Origin of the sequence: Micromonospora echinofusca (assembly GCF_900091445.1) — a bacterium.
GTDB lineage: Bacteria > Actinomycetota > Actinomycetes > Mycobacteriales > Micromonosporaceae > Micromonospora > Micromonospora echinofusca.
Map to the genome: position 1 here is coordinate 808,641 of NZ_LT607733.1, position 11,863 is coordinate 820,503.

The following is an 11,863-nucleotide window of genomic DNA, read 5'->3' on the forward strand; positions in this document are numbered from 1 at the left end:
AACGGAAGCTCCTGCCCGGCCGGCTCGAATGTGGTGACGTCAGATCATGGTGAAGTCACCGGCGTGCGAGCCGGCTGCCTAAACCATCGATACGAACGCGTCACGCGGCCCAGCGTACCCGACCGTGCGGGAAGGTCCACCCGATCGTCGGGAAAGACTCGCTTCGCGTTCGCCTCCATCGATGTCTTCGACGGTAGTTTCATCGACACCGACCGCTGTTTCCCGGAGGTTCCCGATGGACCGTCGTACCGTCCTGCGCGCCACCGTCCTCGGCGGCGCCGCCGCCTTCTCCGGCAGTCTCTGGGCCGGCGCCGCCCTGGCCGCCCCTGCTCAGCCCGGTGCCAGCCCGTACGGGCCGCTCGGCGCGGCCGACGCCAACGGCCTCCAACTGCCCGCCGGTTTCACCAGCCGGGTGATCGCCCGCTCCCGGCAGACGGTGCCGGGGACGTCGTACACCTGGCACGACGCGCCCGACGGCGGCGCCTGTTTCGTCGCCGGCACCGGATGGATCTACGTCTCGAACTCCGAGATCCTGACCACCGGCGGGGCCTCGGCGGTGCGCTTCGACGCCGACGGCAGCGTCGCCTCGGCGTACCGCATCCTGTCGAACACCAACCGCAACTGCGCGGGCGGCGCGACCCCGTGGGGGACCTGGCTCTCCGGCGAGGAGGTCAGCCGGGGATACGTGTACGAGACGTACCCGCAGGGCGGCCGGGCCGGGGTGCGGCGGGCCGCGATGGGCCGGTTCAACCACGAGGCGGCGGCCTGCGACCCGGAGCGACAGGTCGTCTACCTCACGGAGGACGAGACCAGCGGCTGCTTCTACCGGTTCCGGCCGACCACCTGGGGCGACCTCTCGGCCGGCACGCTGGAGGTGCTGGTCGCCGGCACGGGCACCAGCGGCCCGGTGAGCTGGGCGCGGGTGCCCGACCCGGACGGCTCGCCCACGCTCACCCGCAACCAGGTCTCCGGGGCGAAGAGGTTCAACGGCGGCGAGGGCTGCTGGTACGCCGACGGCACCTGCTGGTTCACCACCAAGGGCGACAACCGGGTCTGGGCCTACGACGCGGTCGACCAGCGCATCGACCTGGCGTACGACGACTCGCTGGTCTCCGGGACGGCGCCGCTGACCGGGGTGGACAACATCACCGGGGCCCGCTCGGGCGACCTCTACGTCGCCGAGGACGGCGGCAACATGGAGATCAACGTGATCACGCCGGCGGGGGTGGTCGCCCCGTTCCTGCGGATCACCGGCCAGTCCTCGTCGGAGATCTGCGGGCCGGCGTTCTCGCCCGACGGCGGCCGGTTCTACTTCTCGTCGCAGCGCGGCACGTCCGGCTCCTCCTCCGGGGGCATCACCTACGAGGTACGCGGCCCGTTCCGCTCCTGACCGCCCGCCGGGCGCGATCATGCGGCGTGCCGGAGGCGCCGGCGGGGTATGTGGGCGGTCATGAGTCACGAGCAGAGCGACCAGGAACGGGTGGAGTCCCGCGCCCACCTGCTGCCCGAGGAGGCGGCGGCCGGCAGCGACGACCCCCACGCGCAGGCGGCGGCCATCCTCGCCGAGTCCGACCTCCGGGAGGAGGACCGCAACGCCGCCCCCGACACCGTGCTGGAGCGGCGTACCTCCGATCAGACGGTGACCCCCATCGAGCCCCCCGACTGAGCCACGGCGCCCCGGGCCCGTCGCGAGCCCCGGTAGGTGTGCTCCCGCAGCCAGGCGATCGGGCCGACCGCCCGCAGCCCCGGCGGGAGATTGCCGATCGGGTCGAAGGCCAGCGCCGCGTCGTCGCGGGCGCTGAGCTGGGCACCGAGGCTGACCTGCCCGAACGGCCGCCACGGCCCGACGGCGGACGCGACCGCGAGCACCAGGCGCGGCGCGTCCGCCCGGGCCGCGGCGGCGACCTCGGGCAGGCTGCGGCCCAGGTCGGGCGACTCCGGGTCGGCCAGCGCGGCCAGGAAGAGCCGCCGCCGGCCCGCGCGGAACGGCATGATCGTGCTGTACGTCCCCGCGAAGCGGCGCCGGGGCAGCGGCAGGTTCCGCAGCAGCGGCGCGGCCCCGCTGGAGCTGACCAGCAGGTCGAACGGCCGGCCCGCGTCGGAGTGCAGCCGCACGGCCAGCCCCAGCACGTCCGGCCAGGCGCCCGGGGTGGGCACGCCCTTGGAGAGCCGGACGGTCGCCGGGAAGCGTCCCGGATCGTCCAGCAGCGGCACCCCGGTCGGCGGTCCCGGCGTACCCCAGACGACGACCTCGCCCGTGAACGAGCGGCCCGCGGGATGCAGCAGGCGGGCCCGGCGTAGCCGGGTCAGGGCGGCGGTCGCGCGGTCGACTGCGACGGCGGCCCGGTCGGTCACGGTGGCGGCAGGCGGCATGCCTCCCCGGTACCCGGCGGCCGGCGGTCGATGCCTCGCCGCGTGCGGCGCGTCCCGCTGCGCGTCCCCCGATCGGATAGCGTCGTGCCATGCCCGACAGCGGTTACCCCTGGCCCATCGAGACCACCCGCCTGGACAACGGCCTGCGCGTGGTGGTGAGTGAGGACCGCACCGCCCCGGCGGTCGCGGTGAACCTCTGGTACGACGTCGGTTCCCGCCACGAGCCCGAGGGGCAGACCGGCTTCGCCCACCTCTTCGAGCACCTGATGTTCGAGGGCTCGGTCAACGTGGCGAAGACCGAGCACATGAAGCTGGTGCAGGGCGCGGGCGGCTCGCTCAACGCCACCACCAACCCGGACCGCACCAACTACTTCGAGACCGTCCCCGCCGAGCACCTCGAACTGGCGCTGTGGCTGGAGGCCGACCGGATGGGCGGGCTGGTCCCCGCGCTGACCCAGGAGACGCTGGACAACCAGCGGGACGTGGTCAAGAACGAGCGGCGCCAGCGCTACGACAACGTGCCCTACGGCGACGCCTGGCTGCGGTTGCTGCCGCTGCTCTATCCGCCCGGACACCCCTACCACCACGCCACGATCGGGTCGATGGCCGACCTCAACGCCGCCGACCTGGCCACCTTCCAGGCGTTCCACCGGACCTACTACGCGCCGAACAACGCGGTGCTCACCGTGGTGGGCGACGCCTCGGCCGCCGAGGTGTTCGCGCTGGCCGACAAGTACTTCGGCGCGATCCCGCCGCGCGCGCAGATCCCGCCCGCGCCGGACGGCCGGACCGTCGCGGCCACCGGCCGACCCGCCGTGGAGACGGTCACCGCCGACGTGCCGGCGCCGCGCGTCTACGTCGCGCACCGCACCCACCCCTTCGGCAGCCCGGGCTACGACGTGCTGACGGTGCTCGCCACCGTGCTGGGCAGCGGCCGGGGCAGCCGCCTCTACCAGCGCCTCGCCGACGGGGAGCGGATCGCCCAGCCCGACCTCGTCGGGGCGTACGGGGTGGACCTCGCGCACGCCCCCGCGCCGCTGATCGCCACCGCCACGGCCCGCCCCGGGGTCAGCGCCGAACGGCTGGGCGCCGGGCTGGCCGAGGTGGTCGACGAGTTGGCCACCGTGCCGGTCACCGCCACCGAGCTGGACCGGGCCAAGTCCCTGTTGAGCACCTCGTGGTGGCGGCAGATGTCCACGGTGGACGGCCGGGCGGACACGCTCGGGCGCTACGCCACCCAGTTCGGCGACCCGGCGAAGGCCGCGCAGCGGCTGCCGGCCTGGCTCGCGGTGACCGCCGAGCAGATCGCCGAGGCCGCCGCCGAGGTGCTCGCCGCCGACGACCGGGTGACCCTGACCTACCTGCCCGAGGAGAAGCACTGATGACGCTGATCGCTGACCGCCCCGGGCCGGGCGCCGCCCGCCCGTACCGGTTCCCGCAGGTGGTCCGGCGCACGGTCGCCGGTGGTCAGGTGGTCGCCGCGCACCTGCCCGGGCAGAACCTGGCCGTGGCGCTGCTGCTGCTCGACGCGGGCGCCGGGCGCGAACCGACCGGCAAGGAGGGGCTCGGCGCGGTGCTCGCCAAGGCACTGGAGGAGGGGACCGCGCAGCGCGACGCGACAGCGTACGCGCTGGCGATCGAAGGGCTCGGCACCGAGCTGGTGATCGGCCTGGACTGGGACTCCTTCCAGGTCAGCGTGCAGGTGCCGGTGGAGCGGCTGAGCGCCGCCGTGGAGCTGCTCGCCGAGGCGGTACGCACCCCGAAGCTGGACCCGGACGACGTCCGGCGGGTGCGTGACGACGAGGCGACCGCGCTGCGGATGGACTGGGCCAACCCCGGCCCGCGGGCCGACGCGGCACTGCGCGCCGACCTGTTCGGCGCCGGCAACCGCTGGGGCCGCCCCATGTACGGCGACCCGGAGTCGGTGGCGGCGCTGGACGTCGAGGACGTCACGGTCTTCCACTCCGAGTGGTTCATCCGCCCCGGCACGCTGATCGTCGCGGGTGACCTGGAACGGCTGGACCTGGACGCGCTCGGCGCGACGGCCTTCGCCGGCACCGGCGGCGGGCCGGTCGAGCAGGGCGGCCCGATCGAGGTGCCGACCCGCTCCGGCCGACGGATCATCCTCGTGGACCGGCCCGGGTCGGTGCAGTCCACGCTGCGGCTGGGCCACCCGTCGCCGCACCGCGCCCACCCCGACCACGTGCCGATGACGCTCGCCGGCACGGTGCTCGGCGGGGCGTTCACCTCCCGGCTCAACCACCTGATCCGCGAGGTGCGCGGCTACACGTACGGCATCCGGGGCGACTTCGCCTCGTCCCGCCGGTTCGGCCGCTTCGGGGTCAGCTCCAGCGTGCAGACGGCCGTCACCGCGCCGGCCGTCGTCGAGGCCGTCGGGGAGATCACCCGTACCCGCGAGACCGGGGTGACCGAGGAGGAGCTGGCGGTCGCGCGTTCCTGGCGGGCCGGGCAGCTCTCGGTGGAGTTGCAGAGCCCCCGGGCCATCGCCGGCGCGCTGACCACCCTGGTCGTGTACGACCTGCCCGACGACTACCACGCCCGGCTGCGGGAGTCGCTGCTCGCCGCCGACGTGGCCCAGGTCTCCGCGGCGGCCGCCACGCACCTGCGCCCGGAGGAACTCACCCTCGTGGTGGAGGGCGACGCCGCCGTGATCCGCGACGAACTCGTCGCCACCGGCCTGGGCGAACTCGTCGAGGACGCCTCCTGACCGGCCGGGGCGGTGTGACGTGCGTCGCGCCGCCCCCGGCCGGCGCCGCGTCCCGTCCGGGGGCGGCCGGCGTGGATGCTGCGGCGGTCCGCCCCGCCGGCTGACGATCCTCTCGTCCCACCGGCCCTCCCGGCGGTGTCGTTTTCGTCCGGTGGCGGTTCCGGGGTGACCACCGCGACGCCGTCGCGGGCCCCGGTGGGTGGGAAAGCGTTCCCGGTCGGGCCGCCCGGCTGGGTAGCCTCGCGGGCATGAGGATCGGCATTGTGGGGGCCACCGGCCAGGTCGGTGGCGTGATGCGGCAGGTGCTGGCGGAGCGGGAGTTCCCGGCGGAGCAGGTGCGGTTGTTCGCCTCGGCGCGCTCGGCCGGGCGCACCCTGCCCTGGCGGGACGGCGAGGTGACCGTGGAGGACGCGGCCACCGCCGACTACTCCGGGCTCGACATCGCCCTCTTCTCCGCCGGCAAGGGCACCGCGAAGGAGCTCGCGCCGCGGGTCGCCGCCGCCGGCGCCGTCGTCATCGACAACTCCTCGGCGTTCCGCATGGACCCGCAGGTGCCGCTGGTCGTCGCCGAGGTCAACCCGCACGCCGCCGCCGTACGCCCCAAGGGGATCATCGCCAACCCGAACTGCACGACGATGGCCGCGATGCCCGTGCTGCGGCCGCTGCACGCCGAGGCGGAGCTGGTCAGCCTGGTCGTCTCGACGTACCAGGCGGTCTCCGGCGCCGGCCTGGCCGGCGTCGCCGAACTCGACGAGCAGGTCCGCAAGGTCGCCGAGCACGCCGCCGGTCTCGCCTTCGACGGCACGGCCGTGGAGTTCCCGGCCCCCCGCTCGTTCGCCCGGCCGATCGCGTTCAACGTGCTCCCGCTCGCCGGCTCGATCGTCGACGACGGCAGCTTCGAGACCGACGAGGAGCAGAAGCTGCGCAACGAGAGCCGCCGCATCCTGGAGATCCCCGGGCTGCGCGTCTCCGGCACCTGCGTCCGGGTGCCCGTGTTCACCGGCCACTCGCTTCAGATCAACGCCCGCTTCGCCCGCCCGATCACCCCGCAGCGGGCCCGCGAACTGCTCGACGGCGCCCCCGGCGTGGCGCTCGCCGACGTACCGACCCCGTTGCAGGCGGCCGGCCAGGACCCGACCTACGTGGGACGGATCCGCGCCGACGAGACCGTCGAGCACGGCCTCGCCCTGTTCTGCTCCAACGACAACCTGCGCAAGGGCGCCGCGCTCAACGCGGTGCAGCTCGCCGAGCTGGTCGCCGCCGAGCGCCGCTGACCGGCACGCCTCTCCGGGCCCCCGTCGGCGGGGGCCCGTCGCGTCCTCCGACGGGGCCCGGTCGCGCCGGCTACGTCGGGCGGGGCGTCCGCCGTGGTTCGATGGGACCGCCGTGACCGGTTTGAGCGGGAGGTTGCCGTGGCGGACGACGAGACCCAGCGGGCGTTGACGGAGCTGGTCGCCGGCCACCGGCTGGGGGTGCTGGCCACGCTCAAGCGGGACGGGCGCCCGCAGCTGTCCACCGTCATCTACGCCTTCGACGGCGCGTCGGCCCTGATCCGCGTCTCGGTGACCGACGGCCGGGCCAAGACCGCCAACCTGCGCCGGGACCCGCGCGCCTCCTTCCACGTCGGCAGTGCCGACGGCTGGGCGTACGCGGTCGCGGAGGCGCGCGCCGAGCTGACGCCGGTGGCCGCCGACCCGGACGACGCCACCGTGGCCGAGCTGGTCGACCTCTACCGGGCGATCCAGGGGGAACATCCGGACTGGGCCGACTACCGGCGGGCGATGGTCGCCGAGGGGCGCCTCGTGCTCCGGCTGCACGTCGAACGCCTCTACGGCGTCCCACCGCGCGCCTGACCCCTCCCGCCCGCCTGGCCCCTCCCGCCCGCGTGGCCTCCCTGCCCCGGGGCGCCTCGCGTTACCCCGTGCGGTCGGCGGGTAGACGGCGGTGCCGACACCGAGAGGGGAGCACCATGACAACGGTCGGAGAGTTCATGACGACCCGGTTGGTGACGATGGACGGCAACGACACGCTGACCGCCGCCGCGCAGGAGATGCGCGACAGCGCCATCGGCGACGTGGTGGTGACCGACGGTGACGATGTGATCGGCATCGTGACGGACCGGGACATCACGGTACGGGGCGTGGCCGAGAACATGGACCCGAACTCGACCCCGCTCAACCGGATCACCAGCAAGGACGTGATCACGGTCAGCCAGTACGACGACGCGGTGGCCGCCGCCGACCTGATGCGCACGTACGCCGTGCGCCGGCTGCCGGTCATCGACGACGGGCGGCTGGTCGGCCTGGTCTCGATGGGCGACCTCGCAGTGGAGCGGGAGCCGCAGTCGGTGCTCGCCGACATCAGCGCCGACGAACCGAACAACTGACCCGTCCGCCGCGGCGCGCCGGCTCCCCGAGACGGGAGCCGGCGTCGCGTCTTCACCAGGGGCGTGGCGCGTCACCCGGGGCGACATGCGGTCGATCACGACGGCGATGCTGGTGGTGCTGCTCGGTCTCGACGCACCGGACGGGAGCGACTCACCCCATCCGGGCGAGGTTGGCCCGGCGCCGGAGGGGGACCCCTGGTCGGAACTGACCGACGGGGGAGGAGAGGACCCGATGGTGGACGCGACGACGAGGTTCTTCGAGGACCTCGACCGGCGGGGGTACGACCCCCTGCTGGCGAAGTCCTCCGGGACCCTGCGCCTGGACCTGCACGAGGGGGCGCAGACGACACACTGGCTGCTGCGGGTCGACCAGGGACGGCTCCAGGTGAGCCGGGAGGACCAGGAGGCCGACACGGTGGTCGGCATCAGCCCGGCACTCTTCGAGGAACTCGCCGCCGGCCGCGAGGACGGGGTGGCGGCGCTGCTGCGCGGGGACATGACGGTCAGCGGGGACCTGCGGCTGGTGTTGCAGTTGGAGCGGCTCTTCCCCAGCCACCCGGACGCCCGCGGACCCCGCCGGCGCTTCCACAGCTACATGGAGGTGCGGTGATGGCGCAGAGCAACACGGTCCGGATCCTGGACGGCAGCACCTTCGTGGTGTCGGAGGACACCGGGGACATCGAGGCGACGCCGAGCGAACCGACGGGATTCTTCGCCCTGGACACCCGCTACCTGTCGACGTGGGTGCTGACGGTGAACGGGGAACGGCTCACCCCTCTGTCGTACGACGACCTCCAGTACTACGAGGCCCGCTTCTTCCTGGTGCCGGGAATGGCCACGCACTACGTCGACGCCAAGCTGTCGATCATCCGGGAGCGCGCGGTGGGGGGCAGCTTCCGGGAGACGCTCACCATCCTCAACCACGACGAGAAGCCGGTCGACCTGGAGATCAGGATGGCGGCGGCGTCCGACTTCGCCGACCTGTTCCAGGTGAAGGACGAGATCCTCAACAAGAAGGGCGAGATCTACACGGAGGTCGACTCCGACCGGCTGCGCCTGGGCTACCGGCGGGGCAACTTCATCCGGGAGACGCTGATCTCCGCGTCTCCGTCGCCCAGGTACGACCGCAGGGGCTTCGCGTACTCGCTCCACCTCCAACCCAACGAACGGTGGGCAGCCGAGATCGACGTCAAGACCACGGCGGTCTCCCCGGGCGGGCGGGACCTGCGGATGGGGCTGCGGGCGCACACCACCGAGCGGCGCGCCCTCCAGCACGACCTGGAGGAGTGGATCGCCAGGGCCCCCAAGGTCAACAGCCAGCACGACCTGGTCGCCTCCACGTACCGGCGCAGCCTCATCGACCTGGCCGCGCTGCGCTTCTCGCCACTCTCCCTCGGCGGGGCGACGCTACCCGCCGCCGGGCTGCCCTGGTTCATGACCATGTTCGGCCGCGACAGCATCCTGACCTGCCTCCAGACGCTGCCGTTCACGCCGGAGCTGTCGAAGACCACGCTGCGGATCCTGGCCTCCCTCCAGGGCACCCGGTTCGACGACTTCCGGGACGAGGACCCGGGCCGGATCCTGCACGAGATGCGCTACGGCGAGACCGCCGCCTTCGAGGAACAGCCGCACTCGCCGTACTACGGGTCGGTGGACGCGACCCCGCTGTTCCTGGTGCTGCTCGACGAGTACGAGAAGTGGAGCGGGGACGCCGAGTTGGTCATGGAGTTGGAGCGGGAGTGCCGGGCGGCGTTGAAGTGGATCGACGACTACGCCGACCTGGTCGGCAACGGCTACATCTGGTACGAGCGCCGCAACACCGACACCGGCCTGGAGAACCAGTGCTGGAAGGACTCCTGGGACTCCATCTCCTACCGCGACGGCACGCTGCCGCCGTTCCCCCGGGCCACCTGCGAGGTGCAGGGGTACGCGTACGACGCCAAGGTGCGCGCCGCCCGGCTGGCCCGTGAGTTCTGGGGCGATCCGGAGTTGGCCGACCGGTTGGAGCGGGAGGCTGCGGCGCTGAAGGAACGGTTCAACCGGGACTTCTGGGTGGACGACGGCGAGTACTACGCCCTGGCCCTGGACCCGGACGGCCGCCAGTGCGACGTGCTGAGCTCCAACATCGGCCACCTGCTCTGGAGCGGCATCGTCGACCACGACCGGGCCGAGAAGGTCGCCCAGCACCTGGTGGGGCCCCGGCTCTTCACCGGCTGGGGCGTACGCACACTGGCCGAGGGCGAGGTGCGCTACAACCCGATCGGCTACCACAACGGCACGATCTGGCCGTTCGACAACTCGTTCATCGCCTGGGGTCTGCGCCGGTACGGCTTCGCCGAGGAGGCGGCGGTCATCGCCAACGGCATCCTCGACGCGGCCACCTACTTCGAGGGCCGGCTGCCGGAGGCGTTCGGCGGCTACCCGCGCGAGCTGACCAAGTTCCCCGTCGAGTACCCGACGGCGTGCAGCCCGCAGGCCTGGTCGACGGGCACGCCGCTGCTGCTGCTGCGCACGATGCTCGGCCTGGAGCCGCACGAGGGGCACCTCGCGGTGGAACCCCGGCTGCCGATCGGGATGGGCCGGATCGAGGTGCTGGACATCCCGGGGCGCTGGGGCCGCGTCGACGCGTTCGCCCGGGGCCGCCTCGACATGCACCGGCTGACCGACTAGCGCGACCCGGCCGGCGGCGCGACCCGACCGCGCGCCGCCGGCCGGCCGCCACCCGAGGCCGCCACCGCTGGCGGGCCGGCATGGCCTTCAGCCGGGCAGGGTAAGTTCGCGCCATGCCGGAACTCGTGTACCCGCCCGTGATCGCTGCCGCCAAGACGATGTTCCGGGTCCTCGACCTGAAGATCACCATCGAGGGCGCACACCACGTGCCGCGTACGGGCGGGGCGGTGCTGGCGAGCAACCACATCAGCTACCTCGACTTCATCTTCTGCGGCTTGGGCGCGAACCCCGCGAAGCGGCTGGTGCGGTTCATGGCCAAGAAGTCCGTCTTCACGCACAAGATCTCGGGCCCGTTGATGCGGGGCATGCGGCACATCCCGGTCGACCGGCGGGCGGGTGCCGGGTCGTACGCGACGGCGGTCAGCGCCCTGAGGCGCGGCGAGGTGGTGGGCGTCTTCCCCGAGGCCACGATCAGCCGGTCGTTCACGGTCAAGGAACTCAAGAGCGGGACCACCCGGATGGCGACCGAGGCCGGCGTGCCGGTGTTGCCGGTGGCGATCTGGGGCACGCAGCGGCTCTGGACCAAGGGTCGGCCGCGCACCCTCAACCGCCGGCACATCCCGATCACCATCCTGGTCGGCGAGCCGATGGACCCGGCCGACTACCCGGACGCCAACGCGATGACCGTCGACCTGAAGGCGCGGCTGACCGCGCTCGTCGACCGTGCCCAGCGGAACTACCCCGACAAGCCGGCCGGCCCCGACGACACCTGGTGGCTCCCGGTGCACCTGGGCGGCACCGCCCCCACCCTGGAGGAGGCCGCCGAGCTGGAGGTGCGCCGCCGGGCCGCCGCGGTCGACCCCGACGCCTGACATCCCCGCGGCGCTACGCCCCGGCGCACGTGGTCGTCGGCGCCGGGACTGCCGCCCGTACCGTCGGCCTCAGCGGTGCCCCGAGGCGGCGCCGGCGGCGGGCCCCTGCCAGCCACGGTCGACGCGTCCCGGCCGGTAGTAGTCCTCCCGGGACTGGAACTCGACAGGCAGCGACCCGGGCAGGGTGATCCGGGTCTCGCCGGCGCCCGGCCCGGCCCCGGCGCGCACCGCCAGCACGTCCCGCTCGGGCGGCGACAGGTCGACCAGCTCGGGGTGGGCCAGCCGGAAACCGGCCACCGCCCGGCGCACCAGGCGGGTCAGCTCGACGATCTCCCCGGCGGGCCCGGTGAATCCGAGAGTCGGCTGCTGGATGGTGCGCAGCGCGTCGCAGACCACCAGCAGGCGGGCGTGCTCCCCGGGCTCCGCCGCCAGCAGTTCCAGCCGGGACGGCCACTGCCAGCGGATCTGACCGCTGATCAGGCCCGGCAACCGCACGCCTCGGCGGTGCCGCGCGCCTGCACCGCCCCCGCCGACCAGGGCGAGCTGCGGCCCGGCGCCGGCGTACGCGATCCGCCGGTCGGTGACGGTGACCGCCACCGGCTCAGGCAACGTCCACCGCTGCCGCGCCTCCGTGGGGCCGAGCAGGTGCCCCGAGGCGTGCAGCCGGCGCCGGGCGAGCACCCGCTCGCCGGCCTCGACGACCAGTTCGTGCCGCCGGTCCAGCGCCGGGGTCACGTCGTCGTCCGCGTCGAAGCGGTGTGGGGCGATGAAGAAGGGGGACGCGTCATCGTGCATCGTCATGACCTCCGCTGCCGACGGCATCTCACCACGAGC

Annotated in this window: 12 protein-coding genes; 10 read left to right on the top strand and 2 right to left on the bottom strand. The window is 73.5% G+C overall.

The genetic code is table 11. The features are described from left to right. Positions 1-235: 235 nt before the first annotated feature. Positions 236-1,390: an alkaline phosphatase PhoX gene (locus GA0070610_RS03760; RefSeq protein ID WP_088998739.1), complete on the top strand. Its 1,155-nt coding sequence runs from the start codon at positions 236-238 to the stop codon at positions 1,388-1,390. A gap of 60 nt (positions 1,391-1,450) precedes the next feature. Then, positions 1,451-1,666, top strand: a complete 216-nt coding sequence (locus tag GA0070610_RS03765; RefSeq protein ID WP_089003244.1) for a hypothetical protein — start codon at positions 1,451-1,453, stop codon at positions 1,664-1,666. Here GA0070610_RS03765 and GA0070610_RS03770 read toward each other — a convergent pair. Next, complete coding sequence (locus GA0070610_RS03770) at positions 1,633-2,373, bottom strand: phosphodiesterase (RefSeq protein ID WP_088998740.1); 741 nt, start codon at positions 2,371-2,373, stop codon at positions 1,633-1,635. The genes GA0070610_RS03765 and GA0070610_RS03770 overlap by 34 nt on opposite strands. An 89-nt stretch (positions 2,374-2,462) precedes the next feature. Here GA0070610_RS03770 and GA0070610_RS03775 point away from each other — a divergent pair, with 89 nt between their 5' ends. The 8 genes from GA0070610_RS03775 to GA0070610_RS03810 all read left to right on the top strand — a co-directional run bounded on the left by GA0070610_RS03775 (position 2,463) and on the right by GA0070610_RS03810 (position 11,029). Further along, positions 2,463-3,755 (top strand): M16 family metallopeptidase, encoded by a 1,293-nt coding sequence (locus tag GA0070610_RS03775; protein ID WP_088998741.1) that lies wholly within the window; start codon positions 2,463-2,465, stop codon positions 3,753-3,755. Then, the gene (locus GA0070610_RS03780) at positions 3,755-5,101 is read left to right on the top strand and encodes a M16 family metallopeptidase (protein ID WP_088998742.1); all 1,347 of its coding nucleotides are present in this window, start codon (positions 3,755-3,757) and stop codon (positions 5,099-5,101) included. The genes GA0070610_RS03775 and GA0070610_RS03780 overlap by 1 nt, the downstream gene beginning before the upstream one ends. Before the next feature lie 248 nt (positions 5,102-5,349). After that, complete coding sequence (locus GA0070610_RS03785) at positions 5,350-6,375, top strand: aspartate-semialdehyde dehydrogenase (protein WP_088998743.1); 1,026 nt, start codon at positions 5,350-5,352, stop codon at positions 6,373-6,375. Between the two features lie 138 nt (positions 6,376-6,513). After that, positions 6,514-6,954 carry a PPOX class F420-dependent oxidoreductase gene (locus GA0070610_RS03790; protein ID WP_088998744.1) on the top strand — a complete coding sequence of 147 codons (441 nt, stop codon included), beginning with the start codon at positions 6,514-6,516 and terminating at the stop codon, positions 6,952-6,954. 116 nt (positions 6,955-7,070) lie between these two features. Next, complete coding sequence (locus tag GA0070610_RS03795; RefSeq protein WP_088998745.1) at positions 7,071-7,487, top strand: CBS domain-containing protein; 417 nt, start codon at positions 7,071-7,073, stop codon at positions 7,485-7,487. Between the two features lie 232 nt (positions 7,488-7,719). Then, the gene (locus GA0070610_RS03800; protein ID WP_089003245.1) at positions 7,720-8,097 is read left to right on the top strand and encodes an SCP2 sterol-binding domain-containing protein; all 378 of its coding nucleotides are present in this window, start codon (positions 7,720-7,722) and stop codon (positions 8,095-8,097) included. Continuing rightward, complete coding sequence (locus GA0070610_RS03805) at positions 8,097-10,157, top strand: amylo-alpha-1,6-glucosidase (protein WP_088998746.1); 2,061 nt, start codon at positions 8,097-8,099, stop codon at positions 10,155-10,157. Before GA0070610_RS03800 ends, GA0070610_RS03805 begins: the two co-directional genes overlap by 1 nt. 113 nt (positions 10,158-10,270) lie before the next feature. Then, a complete protein-coding gene (locus GA0070610_RS03810) occupies positions 10,271-11,029 on the top strand; it encodes a lysophospholipid acyltransferase family protein (protein WP_088998747.1) in 759 nt (252 codons plus the stop codon). A gap of 69 nt (positions 11,030-11,098) precedes the next feature. Here the strand turns inward: GA0070610_RS03810 and GA0070610_RS03815 are convergent, their stop codons facing one another. Then, complete coding sequence (locus GA0070610_RS03815; RefSeq protein WP_089003246.1) at positions 11,099-11,824, bottom strand: hypothetical protein; 726 nt, start codon at positions 11,822-11,824, stop codon at positions 11,099-11,101. Positions 11,825-11,863: the final 39 nt, after the last annotated feature.

Bases quoted from the DNA above. Each gene is read 5' to 3' on its own strand.
- GA0070610_RS03760 (WP_088998739.1), top strand. From the start codon at position 236: ATGGACCGTCGTACCGTCCTGCGCGCCACCGTCCTCGGCGGCGCCGCC.
- GA0070610_RS03765 (WP_089003244.1), top strand. From the start codon at position 1,451: ATGAGTCACGAGCAGAGCGACCAGGAACGGGTGGAGTCCCGCGCCCAC.
- GA0070610_RS03770 (WP_088998740.1), bottom strand. From the start codon at position 2,373: ATGCCGCCTGCCGCCACCGTGACCGACCGGGCCGCCGTCGCAGTCGAC.
- GA0070610_RS03775 (WP_088998741.1), top strand. From the start codon at position 2,463: ATGCCCGACAGCGGTTACCCCTGGCCCATCGAGACCACCCGCCTGGAC.
- GA0070610_RS03780 (WP_088998742.1), top strand. From the start codon at position 3,755: ATGACGCTGATCGCTGACCGCCCCGGGCCGGGCGCCGCCCGCCCGTAC.
- GA0070610_RS03785 (WP_088998743.1), top strand. From the start codon at position 5,350: ATGAGGATCGGCATTGTGGGGGCCACCGGCCAGGTCGGTGGCGTGATG.
- GA0070610_RS03795 (WP_088998745.1), top strand. From the start codon at position 7,071: ATGACAACGGTCGGAGAGTTCATGACGACCCGGTTGGTGACGATGGAC.
- GA0070610_RS03800 (WP_089003245.1), top strand. From the start codon at position 7,720: ATGGTGGACGCGACGACGAGGTTCTTCGAGGACCTCGACCGGCGGGGG.
- GA0070610_RS03805 (WP_088998746.1), top strand. From the start codon at position 8,097: ATGGCGCAGAGCAACACGGTCCGGATCCTGGACGGCAGCACCTTCGTG.
- GA0070610_RS03810 (WP_088998747.1), top strand. From the start codon at position 10,271: ATGCCGGAACTCGTGTACCCGCCCGTGATCGCTGCCGCCAAGACGATG.
- GA0070610_RS03815 (WP_089003246.1), bottom strand. From the start codon at position 11,824: ATGCACGATGACGCGTCCCCCTTCTTCATCGCCCCACACCGCTTCGAC.